This window comes from Bradyrhizobium prioriisuperbiae (genome assembly GCF_032397745.1).
Taxonomy (GTDB): Bacteria; Pseudomonadota; Alphaproteobacteria; order Rhizobiales; family Xanthobacteraceae; genus Bradyrhizobium_A; species Bradyrhizobium_A prioriisuperbiae.
Genome location: NZ_CP135921.1, coordinates 5,961,638 through 5,984,128, shown reverse-complemented (window position 1 = coordinate 5,984,128; position 22,491 = coordinate 5,961,638). Strand labels below are relative to the sequence as shown.

At 63.5% G+C, this 22,491-nt stretch carries 21 protein-coding genes; 4 read left to right on the top strand and 17 right to left on the bottom strand.

Annotation, left to right across the window (positions count from 1 at the left end; genetic code table 11):
• The first annotated feature begins 3 nt into the window (after positions 1–3).
• A complete protein-coding gene (locus RS897_RS28380) occupies positions 4–1,410 on the top strand; it encodes an MFS transporter (RefSeq protein WP_315832020.1) in 1,407 nt (468 codons plus the stop codon).
• Positions 1,411–1,413: 3 nt separating this feature from the next.
• On the opposite strand, the gene blaOXA is transcribed toward RS897_RS28380, so the two are convergent.
• From blaOXA to RS897_RS28335, 9 genes are all read right to left on the bottom strand, one after another.
• Positions 1,414–2,253 (bottom strand): class D beta-lactamase, encoded by an 840-nt coding sequence (gene blaOXA, locus RS897_RS28375; RefSeq protein WP_315832019.1) that lies wholly within the window; start codon positions 2,251–2,253, stop codon positions 1,414–1,416.
• Between the two features lie 87 nt (positions 2,254–2,340).
• Positions 2,341–2,607, bottom strand: coding sequence for an EscU/YscU/HrcU family type III secretion system export apparatus switch protein (locus RS897_RS28370; protein ID WP_315832018.1), 267 nt, complete (start codon positions 2,605–2,607; stop codon positions 2,341–2,343).
• Positions 2,604–4,271 carry a flagellar hook-length control protein FliK gene (gene fliK / locus RS897_RS28365; RefSeq protein WP_315832017.1) on the bottom strand — a complete coding sequence of 556 codons (1,668 nt, stop codon included), beginning with the start codon at positions 4,269–4,271 and terminating at the stop codon, positions 2,604–2,606. The genes RS897_RS28370 and fliK overlap by 4 nt, the downstream gene beginning before the upstream one ends.
• Before the next feature lie 114 nt (positions 4,272–4,385).
• On the bottom strand, positions 4,386–5,159 hold the full coding sequence (locus tag RS897_RS28360) for an ATP12 family chaperone protein (RefSeq protein ID WP_315832016.1): 774 nt from the start codon (positions 5,157–5,159) through the stop codon (positions 4,386–4,388).
• 21 nt (positions 5,160–5,180) lie between these two features.
• The gene (locus tag RS897_RS28355) at positions 5,181–5,492 is read right to left on the bottom strand and encodes a hypothetical protein (RefSeq protein ID WP_315832015.1); all 312 of its coding nucleotides are present in this window, start codon (positions 5,490–5,492) and stop codon (positions 5,181–5,183) included.
• A 37-nt stretch (positions 5,493–5,529) separates the two neighbouring features.
• Positions 5,530–6,780, bottom strand: coding sequence for an RluA family pseudouridine synthase (locus RS897_RS28350; protein WP_315832014.1), 1,251 nt, complete (start codon positions 6,778–6,780; stop codon positions 5,530–5,532).
• A 196-nt stretch (positions 6,781–6,976) separates the two neighbouring features.
• Positions 6,977–7,705, bottom strand: a complete 729-nt coding sequence (locus tag RS897_RS28345; protein ID WP_315832013.1) for a tetratricopeptide repeat protein — start codon at positions 7,703–7,705, stop codon at positions 6,977–6,979.
• Positions 7,706–7,722: 17 nt separating this feature from the next.
• Positions 7,723–9,051, bottom strand: a complete 1,329-nt coding sequence (locus RS897_RS28340; RefSeq protein ID WP_315832012.1) for a replication-associated recombination protein A — start codon at positions 9,049–9,051, stop codon at positions 7,723–7,725.
• Positions 9,048–10,400: a DegQ family serine endoprotease gene (locus RS897_RS28335; protein ID WP_407654573.1), complete on the bottom strand. Its 1,353-nt coding sequence runs from the start codon at positions 10,398–10,400 to the stop codon at positions 9,048–9,050. The genes RS897_RS28340 and RS897_RS28335 overlap by 4 nt, the downstream gene beginning before the upstream one ends.
• 419 nt (positions 10,401–10,819) lie before the next feature.
• On the opposite strand from RS897_RS28335, the gene RS897_RS28330 reads away from it, so the two are divergent.
• The 3 genes from RS897_RS28330 to RS897_RS28320 all read left to right on the top strand — a co-directional run bounded on the left by RS897_RS28330 (position 10,820) and on the right by RS897_RS28320 (position 15,437).
• Complete coding sequence (locus tag RS897_RS28330; protein ID WP_315832010.1) at positions 10,820–12,346, top strand: porin; 1,527 nt, start codon at positions 10,820–10,822, stop codon at positions 12,344–12,346.
• 333 nt (positions 12,347–12,679) lie between these two features.
• A complete protein-coding gene (locus RS897_RS28325) occupies positions 12,680–14,218 on the top strand; it encodes a porin (protein ID WP_315832009.1) in 1,539 nt (512 codons plus the stop codon).
• A gap of 205 nt (positions 14,219–14,423) precedes the next feature.
• Positions 14,424–15,437 carry a zinc-binding alcohol dehydrogenase family protein gene (locus tag RS897_RS28320; protein WP_315832008.1) on the top strand — a complete coding sequence of 338 codons (1,014 nt, stop codon included), beginning with the start codon at positions 14,424–14,426 and terminating at the stop codon, positions 15,435–15,437.
• A gap of 66 nt (positions 15,438–15,503) precedes the next feature.
• Here the strand turns inward: RS897_RS28320 and RS897_RS28315 are convergent, their stop codons facing one another.
• The 8 genes from RS897_RS28315 to secY form a co-directional block, all read right to left on the bottom strand.
• Positions 15,504–16,379: a c-type cytochrome gene (locus tag RS897_RS28315; RefSeq protein WP_315832007.1), complete on the bottom strand. Its 876-nt coding sequence runs from the start codon at positions 16,377–16,379 to the stop codon at positions 15,504–15,506.
• 134 nt (positions 16,380–16,513) lie between these two features.
• Complete coding sequence (locus RS897_RS28310) at positions 16,514–17,308, bottom strand: SDR family NAD(P)-dependent oxidoreductase (RefSeq protein WP_315832006.1); 795 nt, start codon at positions 17,306–17,308, stop codon at positions 16,514–16,516.
• Between the two features lie 156 nt (positions 17,309–17,464).
• Entirely contained in the window at positions 17,465–17,881 is a 417-nt protein-coding gene (gene rplQ, locus RS897_RS28305) for a 50S ribosomal protein L17 (RefSeq protein ID WP_315832005.1), read from the bottom strand.
• Positions 17,882–18,003: 122 nt separating this feature from the next.
• The gene (locus RS897_RS28300; protein ID WP_315832004.1) at positions 18,004–19,023 is read right to left on the bottom strand and encodes a DNA-directed RNA polymerase subunit alpha; all 1,020 of its coding nucleotides are present in this window, start codon (positions 19,021–19,023) and stop codon (positions 18,004–18,006) included.
• A gap of 112 nt (positions 19,024–19,135) precedes the next feature.
• The gene (gene rpsK, locus RS897_RS28295) at positions 19,136–19,525 is read right to left on the bottom strand and encodes a 30S ribosomal protein S11 (protein WP_006021048.1); all 390 of its coding nucleotides are present in this window, start codon (positions 19,523–19,525) and stop codon (positions 19,136–19,138) included.
• A gap of 111 nt (positions 19,526–19,636) precedes the next feature.
• Complete coding sequence (rpsM, locus tag RS897_RS28290; protein WP_315832003.1) at positions 19,637–20,005, bottom strand: 30S ribosomal protein S13; 369 nt, start codon at positions 20,003–20,005, stop codon at positions 19,637–19,639.
• A 151-nt stretch (positions 20,006–20,156) separates the two neighbouring features.
• Entirely contained in the window at positions 20,157–21,092 is a 936-nt protein-coding gene (locus tag RS897_RS28285) for an adenylate kinase (protein ID WP_315832002.1), read from the bottom strand.
• Positions 21,089–22,420 carry a preprotein translocase subunit SecY gene (secY, locus tag RS897_RS28280; RefSeq protein WP_315832001.1) on the bottom strand — a complete coding sequence of 444 codons (1,332 nt, stop codon included), beginning with the start codon at positions 22,418–22,420 and terminating at the stop codon, positions 21,089–21,091. The genes RS897_RS28285 and secY overlap by 4 nt, the downstream gene beginning before the upstream one ends.
• Between the last annotated feature and the right edge of the window lie 71 nt (positions 22,421–22,491).

Here is a 22,491-nt window from a genome sequence, read left to right as displayed (position 1 = left end):
CCGATGACCGACGACCCACACAAGACCGCCAAAACCTGGGTGCTGGCGCTGACCTCCATCGCCTCCTTCATGGTCGCGCTGGACGCACTTACTCTGACAACGGCACTGACCACCATCCGCGCCGATCTGCAGACTTCGATCGACACGCTGGAATGGACGTTCAATGCCTACAATATCACCTTCGCGGTCTTGCTGCTGACCGGCGCCGCGCTCGGCGACCGGTTCGGCCGCCGGCGCATTTTCGCCGCCGGTCTCGGCCTGTTCGTGGCCGCATCGGTTGGCTGCGCGCTGGCGCGCGACATCGGCGCATTGATCGCGGCACGGGCCATCCAGGGCATGGGTGCGGCGCTGGTGATGCCGCTGGCAATGGCGCTGCTGAGCGCCACGTTTACGCGCGAGGAGCGTGCCCGTGTGCTGGGCCTGTTCAGCGGCATCACCGGGCTTGCCTTGATCGTGGGTCCGGTGGTCGGCGGTGCGATCGCCGGCGGTCTCGCCTGGCAGTGGATCTTCTGGATCAACCTGCCGATCGGCTGTGTCGTCATCCTGCTGCTGTTGCGCCACTGCCCGGAAAGCTTCGGTCCTCCGGCCGCACTCGACATGCCAGGGCTGGCACTGGTGACAGGCGCGACACTCGCGATCGTGTGGGCGCTGGTGCGCGGCAATCATGTCGGTTGGGCCAGTACGGAAGTGGCCACCGCGCTGATCGTGGGACTGATCGCAGCCGCCACCTTCGTCGGTTGGGAGTTGAGGACACCGGCGCCCATGGTGCCGATGCGGCTGTTTCGCAACATCGGCTTCTCATCCGCGATCGGAGCGAGTTTCCTGTTCTATGCATCGATGTACAGCGTGGTGTTTTTCCTGCCGCAGTTCCTGCAGACCGCGCAGTCGTACGGCCCGCTCGACGCCGGATTGCGGCTGTTGCCCTGGACCGCGACACTGTTCGTATTCGCGCCGATCGGCGGCCGGCTTGTCAATCGGCTTGGCGAGCGCCTGCTGGTGGCGGGCGGTACGCTGCTGCAGGCGATCGGCTTTGCCTGGATCGCGCTGATCGCCACCCCCGGTCTCGCTTTCGTCCATCTGCTGGCGCCACTCATTCTCGCGGGAGCCGGCATTTCGCTGGCGATGCCCGCGGCCCAGAATGCCGTTCTGGGCGCGGTGGCGCTCACGGAGATCGGCAAGGCTTCGGGCATCTTCAACATGTCGCGCTTTCTCGGCGGCGCGTTCGGCGTGGCGCTGCTGGTGGCCGTGTTCGCGACACGCGGCAGCATCGCCTCGCCGCAGGCGTTCAACAGCGGATTCGCGGTCGCGATCGGGGTATCAGCGGCACTGTCGTTCGCCGCAGCCATCGTCGCGCTGGCGTTGCCGAGCCGGCGGGCGCTCGCCATCGTACCTGCGAAAGCAAGCGCGTGAGGATTAAAGCGCGCCGATATCCGTCAGGCACTGTTCGGCGAGTTTCATGCGGGCGGCGCGGTGGTGCTCTTCGCGGATGTCGAGGTTGAGGGCGAACACGGTTTCCTTGTCGTCCTTTTCCACCCAGCCCACCAGCCAGCCGACGCTGGAACGGGCGCCACCACCTTCCGTCTTGTCGTCGACGCCGATCAGTCCGGTCTTGGAGCGGATGGTGGCATTGCCCACCTTGGTGATAGGCAGAATGTCCCGCGTCAGTTGCTGCGCCCGCTTGGACACCGGCAAGGCATTGCGCCGCAGCCGGTCGATGAAATCGACCTGCTGCACCGGATCGATGCGCAGGTCGCCGGTAAGCCAGAAGCGATCGATGCCGCCGCCGATGTCATGGTTGCCGTAATCGAACGCGGCGAGATACTTCTGCATCCGCTCCTCGCCGATCCGACGCGCGATCTCCTGATAGACCGGCACGGCGGATGCGGCGATGGCGGAGCGCAAGGTGTGATCCTTGTTCCATTCGGGAATGAATCTGACGACGCCATCCCATTTGAACACGTCCTTGTCGGGATCGCCGACCACGCCGGTCTCCAGCGCAATCACCGAATTCGGAATCTTGAAAGTCGAAGCCGGCAGCATCGCCTCGCCGGAGCGCTCCGCATCGCTCGCGATCACGGTGTAGTCGTCGACCTTGTAGGCGACGAAAGTGCCCTGGGTGCCGTTGTCACTGAAGTGCTTGGCCAGGCTGTCCTGGATGACGTTCTTCATCGGCGCCACGGTCGCGGACGCACGTCTGCTCGCGGCAGCAAGCAGTCCCAAAGACAACGCAAGGGCATGACGACGATTGATCAAGGCTGTTCCCGGATACACCTGGATTTCAGATAATGCCCGTCAATACATCCGATATCTTGGTGAAAAGATGACGCTTTTGACGCCCGCTCACCTCACGCGGCCCGACAGCCGCAGCACGAAAATCAGCACTTCGGCCACGGCCTTGTAGAGTTCGGCGGGAATTTCGTCGCCAAGCTCCACATTGGACAATGCACCGGCCAGCGCCTCGTTTTCCTGGATCGGGATGTTGTTGGCCTTGGCGACCTCGATGATCTTGTCACCGAGCGAGCCCTTGCCCTTGGCGACAACGCGCGGCGCGCCCTGCTTGTCATAATGCAGCGCGACCGCAAGCGAACTGACCGGTTTCACGCTCATGTGGCACGATCCAGGAAATGCCCGGCGGGCGCCACCACGGCCGGCTGCGGCGGGGTGCCTTCGCCGATCACGATATCGCCGGGCTCGAGCTCGGCCTGGCGCAAGGCCTGGGTGAGCTGGACGGCATTGTCGCGCAACTGCATCGCGGTGGCGGGACGTTCCGCCCACATCCGCACCGACGTGGTCTCCCCGGTCAGCGTGACGATGGCATGCACGGGACCGGCGGGCTCGACATCGAGGGAAAAGCGCGCGCGCCAGACCCGATGCGCCGACGACGCGGACTTGCCGCCGCCATCACGCGAAATCTCGAACTGCGCCACCGCCGTTCCCTGTGGCGTGCTGAATGGAATCTCGAAATTCCAGCGCGGCACGCTGGGATCGATCCTCACGCCGGGCACGTCGGTGCGATCGGGCAGCGACGCGATCTGCAGCAGGGTCTGGCGGGCGATCGCGCCATCGGCATCATCGATCAGGCGGCGCACGGCCTCGACCGGCGTGGCATCGGAGGCAATCGATGGCGATGCCACCTGCTGCGGCGCAGGCGCCGCGCCGCGGAACGGTGGTGGCGGCATGTCGGTGCGCGCGAACCCCTCGTCAGCCATCGGAGCGCCACGCGCCGAGGTGATCACAGGTTCGATGATGAGTTTGCCGTCCACCATCCGCCGGATGGTCTCGATCATGCCTGCGGGCACCGCACCATCAGCGTCCTGCAGGATGTTCAAAGTGGCCGTAACAGCCGCGGCCCGCGCGCCGGGGCTTGTGGGCGGAGCTCCAGCGGTGAACATCTGGCCGCGGGCGTCAGAGGCGAAAAACTCCTCCGCCACCGGCAGCAGGGCTTTCGGCAGATACACTTCCTCGACATCGATATCGGGCACCAGCGAGGCGATGGCAGCAGGCTGTCCCGCGGTTTCGCGCGGCGCATTGCCTGCGGTCGTAGCGCTGGCTTGGGCCGGCGACGGCGCCGTCGCGGGCGCGGCCTGGTCGAGCCAGGTCGACAGGGTCTGGCGAAACACCACCAGCGCCGCCTTCAGATCCGGCATGCCGCCCTGCGTCAACGGAGATCCGGACGCCAGTGAGGTTTCCAAAAACAATCCCGAGTTCTGAAACGCCGATTTGATGTCGTCGCCCGTGAGGCTGGTGGTCAGTGCCGGGCGTGCGGCCAGCAATTGCTGGGCTGCCGCCTGCAGCGGCTCCGGCAGTGCATCGGAGGACGCGACTGCCGCGGCATTGGCGAACAGCGGCGACAACCCCGTCTGTTTCACGGCTGCGGCTTGCGCTGCCGCCGTCACCGCCAGCGCCTCAACCGGGGTCAGCGTCGGCGTCGGGGTGCCCACAGGGCGCGGAATTGCGATAGCGGAGAGATCGGTGGCGGCCGACATCACCGCGGCCGGGCGCGTGGCACCGCTGCCGTCTTCCGGCGAGATGATGGCGAGGCGAATGCCATCCGGCGTCTGCGACACCGCAAGTTTGAGCATCGCGCCCGGCTGGACGTCCACTTCCGACAGCACATCGATGGCCAGGCTCGCGATCGCGATCCGCACCAGACCCGCCTCGAGCACCTTCAGCACTCGCGCATCGATCACCGAACCCGGCTGCAGTACCAGATCTGGCGCGGCCTCCTGAGCGGCGATGACCGGAAAGACGGGATTGATCGATATCGGCATGCGGGGGGCCTCGTATGAGGCGAAGCTAGGCCCTCGTCGTTAATCCGCACTTAACCGAGGGAACCTCAAGCCCACACACCGGTGACAAAATCCCAAGAGATATTCCAAGCAATATCAGGCGTGTGCGACCAGCACCTTGGCCGCCGCATCAAAATCGACGCGACGCGCGGCACGCTTGCTCATCACCTCGTCGTCGGCGCCCCAGGTCTCGATATTCCAGTCCTCGTCGACATGGGCCGCGGTCCACACTGCATCCGCATCCAGCCTGCGATGCAGCAGCGCCAGCGCCAGCAGCGCCGAGCCGGTCAGCGTGGTCACGATGTGCAATGCGCCGAGACGCCAGGCGTCAGCGGGCATGGCGGCACGGGCGGCGGCGATGGCCTCCTCCGGCTGCTGCACATGCAGGATGCCCTGGGCGAGGATGAAATGCGCGCCCAGCGTCTCCGCCGCCCAGAACAGCACCGGATCCCAATGCTGCGCCTGCCGCGCCACCAGCGCTTCGGGGTGGTCGGCCCGATAGAACAGCTCATCGGAGCCGAAATATTTGGCGATGTCGTCGGCCACGTCCTGCGTACGGTCGGTGACGCCATCGATCACGCTATTGGCGAGGCGCGCCAGCGGCATCGACCTGGGATCGATAATGTCTGTCTGCGCCGCCCATTCGGCGGAGATTGCCGCCGCGATGTCGCGAACCGGCACCGCCAGCAGCCGCTTGCCCGGCGTCTTGAGAGTGCGGCCATCCAGCGTGACGACATAACCGTCCGCGGTCTCAGCAACATCGACACTGCTGTAGAACCGTTTGCGCCGCGGCCCGCGCGACGATTGACGCGCCGACTCGTTGGGATCGAGCGGTGATTTCCCCGCGACCTCATCGAACAACTCTCGCATCAGCTCGTCCCAGTTCGTTATTTAGTTGGCGCAGGCGCGTGAATACTCGGAACGCTCGTTCGGGCCAAGCCCCTGCGACGCCCCATAATCCAGGCAGCGCCCGACCCGATCGCTGAACGAGCCGCGCTGCTCGAGATTGGGCCGTGGCGTCCCAAGCGGCGCATTCATCTGGGGGATCGGCGCCACTTCGATCTTGGGCGGCGGAGGCGCCGGTGGAGGTGGCGGGAGCAGCGAGGGTGACGAGTTGGGCCCGATGATCTGCGCAACCGCATGGGGTGGTGCGGATACCACCACCGCCGTTACCACCAGCATGATCGCGACAAGCCGTTTCATACTCCAGATATCGGAACGGCCGCGCCGCATTGCAAGCTCACTCCTCCGGCGCATTCTCGATCGGATCGAACCGGTCGGCCTCCAGCCCCAGCAGGTTCCACGATTGCTGCATATGCGGCGGCAGCGGCGCGGTGGCATCGATAAAGCCGCCGCGGGGATGTGGGATCACGATGCGGCGCGCCAGCAGATGCAGCCGGTTCTGCAGCCCGCCGGGGAGTTCCCAGTTCTCCTTGTTGAAGTATTTGGGATCGCCCACGATGGCGTGATCGATATGGGCCATGTGAGCGCGCAACTGGTGGGTGCGTCCCGTCACCGGCTTCAGCGACACCCAGGCGAGCTTCTGCGCCGAGGTCTCCACCACGGCGTAATAAGTGACGGCGTGGCTCGCGCCTTCGTCGCCGTGCTCGGCGATGACCATCACGGAATCGTCTTCGCGCTCTTCCTTGGCCAAGAAGGTCGAGATCCGCCCCTGCTTCGGTTTCGGCACACCGGCGACCAGCGCCCAATAGATCTTGCGCGCGGAGCGATGCCGGAACGAGCCGGTCAGGGCCGACGCGGCAAAGCGGGTCTTGGCGATCAACAGGCAGCCCGACGTCTCCTTGTCGAGCCGGTGCACCAGCCGTGGCTTCTGCCCTTTGGAATCGCGCAGCACCTCGAGCATCTGGTCGACATGGCGCGTGGTGCCGGAACCGCCCTGCACTGCCAAGCCCGCCGGCTTGTTCAGCACCATGACGTCGGCGTCTTCGTACAACGTCATCGCCTTCAGCGCATCGCGGGTCTTCTGCTGCGCTTCGGACAATTCGCGGGCGGGCCCCTTCGGCGCATCGAGCTTCAACGGCGGAATGCGGACGCTCTGGCCCTCTTCAATACGGTCCTTGCTGTCGGCACGCTTGCCGTTGACCCGCAACTCGCCTTTGCGAACGATGCGCTGGATGTGGGAGAACGACAGCCCGGGAAACCGCGCCTCGAGAAAACGATCGACCCGCATGCCGTTTTCGTCGGCTGTCACGGTGACGGTCTGAACCTTGGTGGGCAGCGGCGGGGCATCCGGCTTTTCGACCGGTCGCACATCCACGTCGGGAAACGATCTGGGGGTAAAGGGTTTGTCGGCGCCCGAACGCGGCGAGAAGCCGGGCTTCGAGGCACCCGGCCGCGATCCACCCGGTTTTGATCCGAATTTCGATGCGCCGGAACGCGCCGGCGGCTTGCCCTTCGGGCGCTCATCCCGGAAGCGGTCGCCCGCGGGAACTCTCGATTTTTGCAACGGTCGTTTGACGCGACGGCTCATGATGTCTGCCTGGTCCAGCTCTTGCCACAGGGCCCCGGAGTCGCACTGCGGCCGTTCCGGGGCGTGAGGTTATGGCCTAGCCCAAAAGGAGCCCAGGGTCACGGTCAAATCGTTGCAAATGAAAGATTTTTTGCCGCATTCCAGCGGCAAAGCCGCCCGAGCCTCGATCATTCAGCGGCTTGCGATATACGCATTTTCAGCTGCATCTGGCCTCACGGCGAACCCACGCCAGATCGTCAGTGACGTTTGCGGGATTGGAAAGTTTGGCAGCCTCTGCCGCCGCCGTGCAGGCCGCGACATGATCTCCGTTGTGGACCCGCGCAATGGCCAGATTTGACCACGCATCGCCAAATGCGGGCACATCCTTGACGGCCTGCTCCAGCACAGGTTGGGCATCGCGGGGGCGTTTCACCATCAGGAGAAACCGCCCATAGTCCGCATTCACCGTATTCAATGGCGCGGGCTGGTTTCGGGCAATCTGAAACAGCTCTTCGGAAAACGCGGCATCGTCGAAGCGGGCGGCGACGACAATGGCAAAGCCGTGGAAGACTTCGCTCTGCTCCGGCGCCAGCAGAAACGCCTGGTTGAACCGCTTGGCTGCTTCGGGAATGTTTCCTGCGGCAATCGCGCGCCAGGCGCGAGAGGTCGTCTCATCAAAAGCATTCTTGCGCGAGCCGGAAGCCTTGACCACGGAGGATACAAAGGCTTCGTCGGCTTCACGCAAGGACGCCGACTTTTCAGCGAATCCAAAAAACGGCTGCTCGTTGAACGGGGCTTGAAAAGTCCGCTTCGTGACTTTCACCCCTGGCGCAACCTCAACCGTTTCGGCAGCCGCCGAGCAAAGCTGCAAAACCAGTCCGACCGTGATCGCGCATGCAAACAACACCACCGCACTGGCGGTGCCCCGACGAACACCCCCAGCCATATCCGTCGCCTCCTGCCCTATCTCCGCTGCGCGCGCAGCTTGGCCCAGTAATCCAGCCGTTTCCGGATCTCGCGTTCGAAACCGCGGTCCGGCGGATCGTAAAACGTCTGCCGGCCCAGTTCCTCCGGAAAATAATCCTGTCCGGAAAATGCGTCCGGCGCATCATGGTCGTACTGATAACCGCCGCCGTAGCCTTCCGACTTCATCAGCTTGGTCGGCGAGTTGAGGATATGTTTCGGCGGCAGCAGCGAGCCCGCTTCTTTCGCGGTGCGCATCGCGGCACCGAACGCCATGTAAGCCGCGTTGGATTTCGGCGCGGTGGCGAGATAAATCACCGCTTGCGCGATCGCCAGCTCGCCTTCGGGACTGCCGAGAAAATCGTAGGTATCTTTGGCGGCGTTGCAGATCACCAGCGCCTGCGGGTCCGCGAGGCCGATGTCTTCGATCGCCATGCGCACCACGCGGCGCGCGAGAAACAGCGGATCCTCGCCGGCATCCAGCATGCGCGCGAGATAATACAGCGCCGCGTCCGGATCGGAGCCGCGCACCGATTTGTGCAGGGCCGAGATCAGATTGTAATGGCCGTCGGCGGACTTGTCGTAGATCGGCGCGCGGCGCTGCAGGATGGTCTGCAACTGCTCGGCATTGAACACCTCGTCCGCCCGCGCCGAACGCCAGACCTCTTCGGCCAGCGTCAGCGACGCGCGACCGTCACCGTCCGCCATCCGCACCAGCACGGCGCGCGCCTCGTCATCCAGTGGCAGCTGCCTGCCCTCGACCTGCTCGGCGCGCGCGAACAGTTTTTCCACCGCGGCTGTATCGAGCGAGCGGAACACCAGCACCCGCGCCCGCGACAGCAGAGCGGCGTTGAGCTCGAACGACGGGTTTTCCGTGGTGGCGCCGACCAGCACCACGGTGCCGTCTTCCATCACCGGCAGAAAGGAGTCTTGCTGTGCGCGATTGAAACGATGCACCTCGTCGACAAACAGCAGCGTGCCCTTGCCGGTTTCGCGGCGGGCACGCGCGGCGTCGAACACTTTCTTCAGGTCGGCGACACCAGAAAACACCGCCGAGATCTGCTCGAAATGCAGCTCCGTCGCATCCGCCAGCAGCCGCGCCACGGTGGTCTTGCCAGTGCCCGGTGGGCCCCAGAACACCAGCGAGCCCAGCGTGCGCGTCTCCAGCATGCGCGTCAGCGCGCCGTCGGGCCCCAGGATGTGATCCTGTCCGACCACGTCGGACAGCGTGCGCGGACGCAGCTTGTCCGGCAGCGGATGCGGCGCATCATGCTCGAGGCCGGCAGCGGCGAATAGCGACGGCGATGACTGCGGTCGTTTCGGGCTCATCCGCCGAGCACGACCGACAGCTGCTGGCCGCCACGCACCACGGTGATGCGCCAGAGACGGCTGGGTTCTCGGGTCACCCGCTCCAGGTCGCCGGTCTTGGCGATCTTCTGGCCATTGACCGCACTGATGATATCGCCCTTCTGGAAACCGACATTGGAGGCCAGACCGTCGGCAATCTCGGTGATGATCACGCCCTCCGCGCTGCTGTCGAGATGCAGCTCTTCCGCCAGCGCTGGCGAGATGTTTGCGACTTTTGCGCCCTGGAACGGCGAGCGCGACGTGATGGTGACTTCGTCGCGTCCGGTGTCGGGCGCGACCTCGAGCGGGATCGCCAGCTTGACGGTCTTGCCCGCGCGCTGCACCTCGACCGCGGCGTTGCCGCCGAACGGACGGGTCGCGAACCGATAGTCGAACGCATTGGGATCGTCGATCACCTGACCGTCGATCGACATGATCAGATCGGACAGCTTCAGCCCAGCGCGCGCCGCCGGACTGCCGGTGACCACACTTGCCACCAGCGCACCGGTCGGCCGCGGCAGCCCGAGGGTCTCGGCAATCTCCGGCGTGACAGCCTGCAGCCGCGCGCCGAGCCAGGGACGCTTCACCGCGTTGCCGCCACTCTTGGCGGACGCCACCACCACGCGCACCATGTTGGCGGGAATGGCGAAGCCGATGCCCTGCGAGCCACCGGAGCGGGAGAAGATCGCGGTGTTGATGCCGACCAGCTTGCCGGTCATGTCGACCAGCGCACCGCCCGAGTTGCCGGGATTGATCGCCGCATCGGTCTGGATGAAGAATTGATAGTCGGTGATGCCGACCTGGGTGCGCGCCAACGCCGACACGATACCATGGGTCACGGTCTGGCCGACGCCGAACGGGTTGCCGATCGCCAGCACCACGTCGCCAACCAGCAGCTCATCTGAATTCGCGAAATCGAGGGTAGGAAAACGTTCCTTGCTGTCCTTGATCCGCAACACCGCCAGATCGCTGCGGCTGTCCTTCAGGATGATCTCGGCCTCAAACTCGCGCTTGTCGGCGAGCGACACCTTCACCTGGTCGGCCCCCTCGACCACGTGATTGTTGGTCACCACGAGGCCAGAGGAATCGACCATGACGCCGGAGCCAAGCGAGCGCTGCATCTGCTCGGGCTGCTGTCCCGGCGCACCGAAAAAGCGACGGAAGATCGGATCGTCCAGCAACGGATTGCGATTCTGAATCACCTTCGCCGCGTACACATTTACCACCGCCGGCTGCACCCGCTGTACGATCGGCGCGTAGGACAGACGCAGCTGGCTGGCCGAATTGGGCACGATTCGATCCTGCGCGTGAGCAGGGCTCGCGGCCGCCATCAACCCAAACAGAAACGCAGTAACAATTGGAGATAATCGAGGCATGGGGTCTTCCTGCAACACTTCGGGCTTCCTAGAATTTTGTGCTCGCCGCCCGGAAATCTAGACATCAAAATCCCCCGATTCGAGGGGAAAATGACATAAATTTTTCTCCGGGACGGGGGCCGCGCGTCATAAAAGTCGGGGCCACCTTTCGAGCGACGTGCGGCAGCGCTGCCATGCACGATAGCTCAGAAAAACTGTCAAACAAATGGCTTAAGCAAGGCATGGGGTGCGCTGTGGGGCAAACCAAAGGCGCGGCGGGAGTTGATCCTGTCGACGTCATCAGACACTGACAATCCATGGCGTACTGGGTGATGCGTTCGGCCGATCCGGGAGGGCGGCAGGCGGCATCCCCATAATCTTTACAGGGGTACGTCATGACCAAACGACTTTATATCAACACGATGAAGAGCCTCGCGCTCGGCACTGCGGCGGGTCTCGTCGCACTGACCGGCGCCCAGGCAGCCGACCTTCCCGTCAAGGCCAAGGCGGTCGAATACGTGAAGATCTGCTCGATTTACGGCGCGGGCTTCTACTACATTCCGGGCACCGACACCTGCGTCCGCATCGGCGGCGCGCTGCGTGCGGGCACCTCGTTCAACGGCGGCGTCTGGGGCGTTCCGTTCTACCAGGGCGGCACCGGCGGCGCGAACTCGTTCAACCGTAACTACTTCACCACCCGTTCGCGGTTCACGCTGTTCCTCGACACCCGCACCGCCACCGAATACGGCGTTGTTCGTACCTACGCCAACATGCTGTTCGACTTCTCGCAGGGCCGCGAGAACATCGCCGGCGGCTTCGTCGAGAACGACTTCATCTTCATCCAGTTCGCCGGCTTCACCTTTGGTAAGGCGGTGTCGCAGTTCGATCCGCAGTGGACACTGTCCAAGCCGATCATCAGCACCAGCGGCTTCTTCTCCGGTTCGTACGACGCCAGCGGCATTCCGCAGTTGTCCTACACCGCGGAATTCGGCAACGGCGTGTCGGCCAGCCTTTCGCTGGAAGACGCCCAGCCCTATCGTTCGGCTGGCGTCGCTAACACCTCGCTGACCGGCGGCAGCGCGCTGCTCGGCCCGTTCGGCTCGGCGACCACCGGTTACGGCACCACGGCCAACACCTTCCAGGGCAATGCCCAGGGCGGCGACCACGTGCCGGATATCGTTGCCAACCTGCGCCTCGACCAGGCCTGGGGCTCGCTGCATGTCGGTGCCGCCGCGCACGAAGTGCACGGCACCTACTACACCCCGACCACCAGCGACTCGGGCAAGCCGGAGTCGACCTGGGGTTACGCTGTCATCGGCGCGTTCGAACTCAAGAACCTGCCGACCGGCGTGGGCGACAGCTTGAAGGTGCAGGCCACCTTCGCCAACGGCGCGGCCAAGTATGTGTTCGGCGGCACCTGGGACTCCGCTGGTGCGGGCCGTCTCGCCAGGCTCAACGGCAATGGCATGGCATTCGGTTACGTGCTTGACGGCGTCTATGGCAACGGCACGTCGATCAGCAAGAGCACGGCCTGGGAAGTCAGCGCGTTCTACGAGCACTACTGGAACCCGCAGTGGCGCACTTCGGTGTTCGGCTCGTACAGCAACATCGACTACGGCTCCAGCGGCAACGCTCTGCTGCTCTCGGCAGCCAACGGCGGTCGGCTGAGCACCGGCACCACGAACGCGTCGGGCTCGTTCGAGTTTGGCGTGCTTCAGGTCGGTACCCGTACTGCTTGGGATCCGGTCAAGAACCTCACCTTCGCGGTGGAGTTCGACTACACCCGGCTCGACCAGAACCTGGTTGGTACGTTCACCAACACTGCAGCTGGAACGCCCTCGGGCATCGCAGCCGGAACGCAGTTCCAGCTCAGGGACCAGAACATCTACTCTGGCCACGCTCAGGTGACTCGCAGCTTCTGATCGTCAACAAACACCGCGAGAGCGGAGCGAATCTTTGTTGACCTCCATGGACCTCCGGCGTGCCCCGCCGGAGGTCTTTTTTTGTCAGTGTCTTCTCTTGTTTGTTTGTGCCCCGCTTTTTGTGCGCTGCAAGAGTCACCCCATGTCAGTCGCGTGACATCGATTTCGCAACTGCGTGAGGTGGCCTCATACCTTCGATGCGAGACCTAAAAGTCACGGCGTAGCTTTTTCAACCTGCCTGACCGCCCTCAGCACGCCTGCTCCAGCGACAGGTGGTATAAATTGTCGCACCAAGCGGGAGGGCATGTCCGCAGGATTCATCAAGGGCAAGTCATGACCAAACGTCTATCCATCAGCACCGTCAGCAAAACACTCACCAGCCTCGCGCTCGGCACCGCAGCCGGCGTCGTTGCACTGACCTCGGCGCAAGCCGCCGATCTTCCGGTCAAAGCCAAGGCTGTCGAGTACGTCAAAATCTGTTCGCTGTACGGCGCAGGCTTCTACTACATCCCGGGCACCGACACCTGCATCCGCATCGGCGGCGCCATCCGCATCGGCACCACCCTCAACGGCAATCCATGGGACGTGCCGCTCTTCCAGGGCGGCACCGGTGGCGCGAATTCCTACAACCGCAACTATTTCGGCGCCCGTGAGCGCGCTTATCTGAACCTCGATACCCGTACCCAGACCGAATATGGCGTGCTCAGGACCTACGCCAGCCTGCTGTTCGACTTCTCGCAGGGCCGCGAGAATATCGCCGGTGGCTTTGTCGAGAACGACTTCCTGTTCATCCAGTTCGCAGGCTTCACCTTCGGCAAGGCGGTGTCGCAGTTCGATCCGCAGTGGGCGCTGGCGAAGCCGATCATCGGCACGACCACCGGCGGCTTGTCCGGCTCGCACAACGACACCGGTATTCCACAATTGTCCTACACCGCGGAGTTCGGCAACGGCGTGTCAGGCACGCTCTCGCTCGAGGATGCGCAGCCCTATCGCTCGGCCGGCGTCGTCAACACCTCGCTGACCGGCGCCAACGCCCTGCTTGGACCGTTTGGTGGCGCGACCACCGGTTACGGCACCTCGTCCAATACTTTCCAGGGCAACGCCCAGAGCGGTGATCATGTGCCCGATATCGTCGCCAACCTGCGGCTCGACCAATCCTGGGGCACGCTGCACCTCGGTGCGGCCGCCCATGAAGTGCACGGCACCTACTACACCCCCACGACCAGCGACTCGGGCAAGCCGGATTCGACCTGGGGCTTCGCGGTCACGGGCGCGTTCGAGCTGAAGAATCTGCCGACCGGCGCGGGCGACAGCTTGAAGGTCGTCGGCGCGTTCGCCAACGGCGCGGCCAAGTACGTGTTCGGCGGCAGCTGGGATTCATCCGGTGCCGGTCGCCTCGCCAAGCTCGGCGATGGAGGCATGGGCTTCGGCTACATCCTGGACGGCGTCTACGGCAACGGCACCAGCATCGAGAAGAGCGATGCGTGGCAGGTGGCCGCGTTCTACGAGCACTACTGGACTCCGCAGTGGCGGACGTCGTTGTTCGGCTCGTACAGCCACATCGGTTATGGCTCCGGCGGCAACTCGCTGCTGCTGACTGCGGCCAATGCTGGGCGGCTGAGCACGGGCTTCACCAACGCCACCGGCAGCTTCGATCTGGCGCTGGCGGAAGTCGGCACCCGGACGGCCTGGACTCCCGTGAAGGACCTGACGCTGGCGGCCGAATTCACCTATGTCAGGATGGACCAGCATCTGAACGGCACCTTCACCTCGACGGGCACCTCAATCCCCGGCGTTGCCGCGGGAACCCAGTTCCAGCTCAAGGACCAGAACCTGTTTCAGGGCGCGGTCGAGATCCGTCGCAACTTCTGACGCATAAACGAGCCAACGACGCCATCAGGGCCTCCGGCACGCGCCGGAGGCCCTTTTGTATTGCGCGTTGGTCAATCGGTTCCGGCGGATCGTATCACGTGGTGTACTATCTCCCACCGCGGACCGTACTTGCATTTGCTGCCCCACACCGACAACTACCGCACCAGGACGGCTGATCGCCGTCGATCGCAACGGAGACACGTGGATGAAGGCCGTCGGCTACACCAAATCACGTCCGATCGATGCGGCGGATGCCCTGATCGATTTCGAAACCACCAAACCCGATCCGAAGGGGCGCGACATCCGCGTCGCGGTGAAGGCGATTTCGGTGAACCCGGTCGACACCAAGGTGCGTATGCGGGCGGCGCCGCCGGCGGGCGAAACCAAGATCCTCGGCTTCGACGCCGCCGGCGTTGTCGACGCGGTCGGGCCCGACGTCACGCTGTTCAAGGCTGGCGACGAGGTCTATTACGCCGGCTCGATCCAGCGACAAGGCACCAATTCCGAATATCATCTGGTCGACGAGCGCATCGTCGGACGCAAGCCGAAGTCGCTGTCGTTCGCACAGGCCGCGGCCCTCCCCCTCACCTCCATCACCGCGTGGGAGCTCCTGTTCGACCGGCTGGATGTGCAGCCCGGCAAGAGCATCGATCCGCGCACGCTGCTGATCGTCGGCGGCGCCGGCGGCGTCGGCTCGATCATGATTCAACTGGCGCGCCGCCTCACTGGCCTTGCCGTGGTCGCCACCGCGTCGCGACCGGAATCGACCAAATGGTGCCTCGACCTCGGCGCGCACGCGGTGATCGATCACACCCAGCCGCTGAAGGAGCAGATCGAAAAGCTGAAACTGCCGCCGGTGCGGCTGATCGCGAGCCTGACCGGCACCGAACAACATTTCCCGGCACTGGCCGACATCCTGTCGCCGCAAGGCAAATTCGGACTGATCGACGATCCGGCAACGCTGAACGTCTCCCTGCTCAAGAGCAAAGCGTGCTCGCTGCACTGGGAATCGATGTTCACGCGATCCTCATTCCAGACCTCCGACATGATCGCGCAGCATCGCCTCCTCAACGATGTCGGCAACCTGATCGACAACGGCGTGCTGCGTACCACCCTCGACAAGGTGATGGGCAAGATCAATGCCGAGAATCTCAAGCGCGCCCACGCTGCGATCGAGAGCGGCCGCTCCACCGGCAAGCTGGTGCTGGAAGGCTGGTAGGCGCTCTTGTCGGGCGGATCAGCCGGAGCGCTATCCGCCCTACGATCTGAACGTGCATTGCGCCTGTCATCGACAGAAGAGAGCGTCGCTCTCTTCTGCTTGCGTGATCGCCCTCAATCGCGCCGGCAGCGTGCGCAGGAAGGCCACCAGCGCGCTCTGATCCTGCGGCGTCATGTGCGCGTAGGCGGCATAGGCCATCGGCGGTTTCAGCTTGCGTCCATCGCGCGAGATTCCCTGCGTCACGGCGCGCTTGATTTCGTCGTCGCTCCAGCCGCCGAGACCCTTGGTCGGATGCGACGTGAGATTGGCGGAGATTGATTCTCCGAACGGACCTTTGAAGACCGTGCCGCCGCGCCCTGCCTTGGTGAAGTCGTGGCCGGTTTCGCCCGACGGCGTATGGCATTCCAGGCAATGCGCGATGGCCGCCAGATAACGGCCGTGCTGGACCCGATCGGCCATGTCGGCCTCGGTCATCGCCTGTCCCGCGTATGGCGCGACCTCTTGCGGTGACCTGGCCCGGTATTCGGGCGCCGGCGTCTCGCGATGCACCGCGGGTATCGAGCGCAGATAGGCGACCAGCGCATCGAGATCGCGCGCCGTCAAAACCGTGTAGAAGATATTGGGCATGATCGGCGCGACCGGCACGCCGTTGGGGCGAACACCGGTGCGCAGGAATGTCTTGAAATCGGCATCGCTCCAACTGCCGATGCCGGTCTCCTTGTCGGGAGTGATGTTCGATCCGGTGACCTTGAACCGCGGCTCGTCAAACGTGCGGCCGCCGGACAACAGCCTGGAAAGATCCGGACCATTCGGCCCGAACGGTGTGTGGCAGTTATTGCAAGCCATTACCGCGTTGACGAGATAAGCGCCCCGTTCGACCAGTGTCTGTGCGCCCGCGGCCGACGCTGCCAGCGTCAGAACGGCCGCTATCAATGCTCTCATGCCTTCGCCCCCTCTTTGAACCCCGGCGGCGATGGAACCAGAGAATCATGGGAGGCAGAAGCACTTTCAGCGGCGTGGTGAACCGCCGTTCACCACACTCGGACGGCGATGCCAGACCGTCCGAGAGCGGCGTATCAGGCGATGGTCTGGACGATGCCACCTTCGACACGCAGCGCGGCGCCGTTGGTGGCAGAGGCCTCCCGCGAGCTAACATAGACAACCATGTTGGCGATCTCGTCGACACTGGCGAAACGCTGCAGCAGCGAGCTCGGCCGGTGCTGCTTGACGAACGACGCCGCAGCTTGTTCCACGGATTGTCCGTTCTGCCGGGCCAAATCCGCTACGAAGGTTTCGACCCCTTCCGACATGGTCGGCCCGGGCAGCACCGAGTTGACGGTGACGGCGGTGCCGGCCGTCAGTTCGGCGAGGCCGCGCGAAATTGCGAGCTGCGCAGTCTTGCTCGTGCCGTAGTGGATCATTTCGGTCGGAATGTTCAGTCCTGATTCCGAGGAGACAAAGACGATGCGGCCCCAGTTGCGTTTCAGCATGCCCTGCATGTAGGCGCGCGACAGCCGCACACCCGACATCACGTTGACCTCGAAGAAACGGGTCCAGTCTTCGTCGGGAATATCGAAGAAGTCTTTCGGCTCGAAGATGCCGGCATTGTTGATCAGGATGTCGGTCTGCGGCAGCGCGGCGACGAGGGCCTTGCATCCCGCCGCTGTCGAAACGTCAGCGGCGACGCCCCTGACCTTGCTCCCGGGCACCGCCTTGGCGATCGACGCAACCGCCGCATCGACGTTGGGCTGGCTGCGGCCGTTGACCACGACCTCGGCCCCGGTTGCGGCAAGTCCCCTGGCAATGGCATGGCCGATGCCGGCAGTGGACCCAGTAACCAGCGCGGTCTTGCCCGATAGGTCGATTTTCATCTGCGTTGCTCCTGCTGCGATCGCTCTGATATCGGGTGGCGCCCGATCCAAAACAACCCGCCCTTACAGGCCGTGACGGCGCGCCCGGAGCCCAGACAACAAAAAAGCGGCGCCGAAGAAGCGCCGCTTTTGAAATCTCTCAGACCTTGAGGCCGCTTACGCCGCCTCTTCGGTCTTCTCCTGCACCGGACCGGAGTCCTTGCCCTTGGCATCGACGTCGCGATCGACGAACTCGATCACCGCCATCGCGGCGTTGTCGCCGTAGCGGAAACCGGCCTTGATGATGCGCGTATAACCGCCCTGGCGGTCCTTGTAGCGCGGCGCCAGCACGTCAAACAGCTTCTTGGCCTGATCGACATCGCGAATTTCGCCGATCGCCTGGCGACGCAGCGCGAGCCCGCCACGCTTGCCGAGCGTGATCAGCTTCTCGACGATCGGACGCAGTTCCTTCGCCTTCGGCAGCGTCGTGACGATCTGCTCGTGCTTGATCAGCGCTGCGGACATATTGGCAAACATCGCGCGCCGATGTTCGGCGGTGCGGTTAAGTTTGCGGTGAACCTTGCCGTGACGCATTGATCTATTCCTTCTTCAATTCTGCCACGACGGTTCGTCGGACAAGTTTCCCAGGTGGGCTTCCTGCGTTCGCCCAATGATTCCGGAGACGCGCTCACGCGACCCCGGATCACAAGCTCAGTTCAGTAGTGATCTTCGAAGCGCTTGGCCAGTTCGTCGATATTCTCCGGCGGCCAACCGGGCACTTCCATGCCGAGGTGCAGGCCCATCTGAGCCAGCACTTCCTTGATTTCGTTCAGCGACTTGCGGCCGAAGTTCGGGGTACGAAGCATTTCCGCTTCCGACTTCTGCACGAGGTCACCGATGTAGACGATGTTGTCGTTCTTCAGGCAGTTGGCAGAACGCACCGACAGCTCGAGCTCGTCGACCTTCTTGAGGAACGCCGGGTTGAACGCGAGATCCGGAATGACCTCGGCGGCCACTTCCTTACGAGGCTCTTCGAAGTTGACGAAGACGTTGAGCTGGTCCTGCAGAATGCGAGCGGCATAGGCCAGCGAGTCGTCCGGTGTAATCGCGCCGTTGGTCTCGATCGTCAAAGTCAGCTTGTCGTAGTCGAGAATCTGGCCTTCGCGGGTATTCTCGACCTTGTACGACACCTTGCGCACCGGCGAGAACAGGCTGTCGACCGGAATCAGGCCGATCGGCGCGTCCTCGGGACGGTTGCGCTCGGCGGCGACATAGCCCTTGCCCGAGTTGACCGTGAACTCCATGCGGATCTCGGCGCCGTCGTCGAGGGTGCAGAGCTGCAGGTCGGGGTTGAGCACAACCACGTCGCCGACGGTTTGGATATCACCGGCAGTGACGGCACCCGGGCCCTGCTTCTTCACGATCATGCGCTTGGGGCCTTCGCCCTGCATCTTGATCGAGATGTCCTTGATGTTGAGGACGATGTCGGTCACGTCCTCGCGCACGCCGGGGATCGAGGAGAACTCGTGCAGCACGCCGTCGATGTGCACCGACTGAACCGCTGCACCCTGCAGCGAGGACAGCAGGATGCGGCGCAGCGCATTGCCCAGCGTCTGACCGAAGCCACGCTCAAGCGGTTCGGCAACGACGGTAGCGACACGCGTCGGGTCAGTGCCCGGTGTGACCTGCAGCTTGTTCGGTCGAATAAGCTCTTGCCAATTTTTCTGGATCGTCACTTTTTTTCACCCATGCCGTCTGAATTACCGGCGTTGGAGATCGCGGATCAGTCCGCGCAACAAATTGTCCCAAAAGCAGTGCGGGCGGCCATCATGCCGCCCGTAACAAAAATCAAACGCGACGGCGCTTACGCGGACGGCAGCCGTTGTGCGGGATCGTGGTCACGTCACGGATCGAGGTGACGGTGAAGCCCGCGGCCTGCAGCGCACGAAGCGCCGACTCACGACCCGAACCGGGACCTGCAACCTCAACCTCAAGGGTGCGCATGCCGTGTTCCTGCGCCTTCTTCGAGACGTCTTCGGCGGCAACCTGCGCCGCATACGGTGTCGACTTGCGCGAGCCCTTGAAACCCATGGTGCCGGCCGAGGACCAGGCAATCGTGTTGCCCTGCGCGTCGGTGATGGTGATGGTCGTGTTGTTGAACGACGAATTCACGTGCGCGATGCCGGAGGCAATGTTCTTGCGTTCACGACGGCGAACGCGAGTGGCTTCTTTACCCATCTTCTCTTCCTTCAAGCGCATCCGTGATTCCGGATGCTGGGGAATTTCAAACTATTAATCCGGCCACGCGGTATGCGTGGCCGGTGCGTATCTGGACGGCTATGCCGCCGATTACTTCTTCTTGCCGGCGATCGCCTTCGCCGGACCCTTGCGGGTGCGGGCGTTGGTGTGCGTGCGCTGACCGCGGACCGGAAGGCCACGGCGATGGCGCAGGCCGCGATAGCAGCCGAGATCCATCAGACGCTTGATGTTGATGCCGACTTCACGGCGCAGATCGCCCTCGACGAGATAGTCGCGGTCGATTACTTCGCGGATCTGCAGGACCTCAGCATCGCTCAACTGCGCGACGCGGCGGTCCACCGGGATCTTGGTCTTTTCCAGGATCTCGGCCGCATTCCTCTGGCCAATGCCATGGATATACTGAAGCGCGATCAGCACGCGCTTGTTGGTCGGGATATTCACGCCGGCAATACGGGCCACGGTCTTCACTCCTGTTACCGACCGCTCACGGCCGGTTTTCGTTTTGTCGGGCGGTGTTTACAAACGCAAACACGACGCCCTCCCCTGGATCTCTTCGGGGCCCGGCATCGTTAGAAACGTATCCGACTGGATGCGGGCTGTATTAAAGGACTCAACGTCGTTTCGTCAACCTTTTGGCCGCCTTGGCGGGCTGTTTCGTACGCTTTTTTGCGGCCTTTTTCGCGGTGGAACCCGCGCGTTTGGCCCCTTTGAGCGTCTTCCTAGCCGTCGTCTTGGCGCCCTTTTTAGCGGTATCCCGGAACGCCGCCTTCTTGGCAGCCTTGCCAGCCGTCGTGGCAGCCTTTGTGGGAGCCCTCTTGGCGGTCGCCTTGGCGCCAGTGGCCTGCTTTTTGGCGGCGGCTGGGGCTCTTACGGCCGTTTTTGAGGCCTTTTTCGCTACCTTTGAGGTGTTGCTCGATCCCTTGGGCTTCCGGGCGGTCGATTTCGCCCGCTTTTCGGCGGCCTCGATGGCCAACAGCAGCCGTTCGATCTCCTTGGTGACCTCGTCGATGGTCATCATGCCATCGATGGTCAGGAGCTTCCGGCGCTCGGAATAATAGTGCACCAGCGGCTCAGTCTGGGTGCGGTAGGCCGCGAGACGCTTTGACAGCACCTCCGGCGTATCGTCGATTCGAACTGTCTCGCCACGGGCTTCCATCTGCGCCACCCGCGCCTCGACCCGCTGCAGCAGCGCGCTTTCATTGACCCGCAGCTCGACCACCGCGTCGAGCTTCAGGCCCCGCTCCTGCAGCAGCTGGTCCAGCGCCTCGGCCTGCGGCACGGTGCGCGGAAACCCATCCAGAATGAATCCCTTCGCCGCATCCGGCTCCGCGATCCGATCAGCGATGATGCCGATCACGACCTCATCCGGGACGAGGCCGCCGGCGGCCATGATGTCCTTGGCCTTGAGCCCGATCGGCGTGGCGGCGGCGACGGCCGCGCGCAACATATCGCCAGTAGACAACGGAACAATGCCGTAACGTTCAACGAGAAGCTTCGCCTGTGTTCCCTTGCCCGCCCCCGGCGGCCCGAGAAGGATAAGTCTCATCGACGACGGCCCCTCAATTTCGATTTCTTGATCAGCCCTTCATACTGATGGGCCAGCAAATAGCCCTGCACCTGGGCCACCGTATCCATCGTCACGCTGACCACGATCAGCAACGAAGTGCCGCCGAAGTAGAACGGCACCGATGCGTAGGAAATCAGGATTTCCGGGATCAGACAGACGATCGCCAGATAGATAGCGCCGAGCACCGTGATTCGCGACAGAACATAGTCGATGTATTCGGCGGTGCGCTCGCCCGGACGAATGCCGGGAATGAATCCACCGTGCTTCTTGAGATTGTCGGCCGTCTCGGTCGGGTTGAACACGATTGCGGTGTAGAAGAACGCGAAGAACACGATCAGCGCGAGATAGAGCACCAGGAACAACGGCCGGCCGTGGCCGAGCTGCGTGTTGAGCCACTGAAACCACTCCGGCCCCTTGCCGGCATTGAAGTTCGCAACCGTGGTCGGCAACAGCAGCAGCGACGAGGCGAAGATCGGCGGAATCACGCCGGAGGTGTTGAGCTTCAACGGAAGATGCGAGGACTGGCCCTCGAACATCTTGTTGCCGACCTGGCGCTTCGGATACTGAATCAAAAGGCGGCGCTGCGCGCGCTCCATGAACACGATGAAGGCGATCACGACCACCGCCATGATGATGATCAGCAGGATGATGCCGGTCGAGAGCGCGCCCTGACGTCCAAGCTCAAGAGTCCCGGCGATCGCCGACGGCAGTTCGGCGACAATGCCCGACAAGATGATCAGCGAGATGCCGTTGCCAATGCCGCGCGAGGTAATCTGCTCGCCGAGCCACATCAGGAACATGGTGCCGCCGGTCAGCGTGATCGCGGTCGAGATCCGGAAGAACATGCCGGGATCGCTGACCACATTGCCCGCGCCTTCGAGGCCGACGGCGATGCCGTAGGACTGGAACGCGGCGAGGATCACGGTGAGATAGCGGGTGTACTGATTAAGTGTCTTGCGGCCGGCCTCGCCCTCTTTCTTGAGGGCCTCGAGCTGCGGCGACACCGTCGTCAACAGCTGGATGATGATCGACGCCGAGATGTACGGCATGATGTTCAGCGCGAAGATCGCCATGCGGTGGATGCCGCCGCCGGCGAACATGTTAAACATGCCGAGAATGCCGCCCTGCTGAGTGCGGAACACCTGCTCCCAGATCGCGGGATCGATACCGGGCAGCGGAATGTAAGTGCCGAGCCGATAAACAAGTAGCGCACCCAGGGTAAACCAGATGCGCTTCTTCAGTTCGTCGGCCTTTGCCAGCGCCGAAAAGTTCAGATTGGCCGCGAGTTGTTCCGCTGCAGAGACCATTTGTGTTGCCTTATTCCCGCGTTCCGCGCCCCTCTGACCACGACGCCCCGCGCAGGCGGGGCATCCAGTCG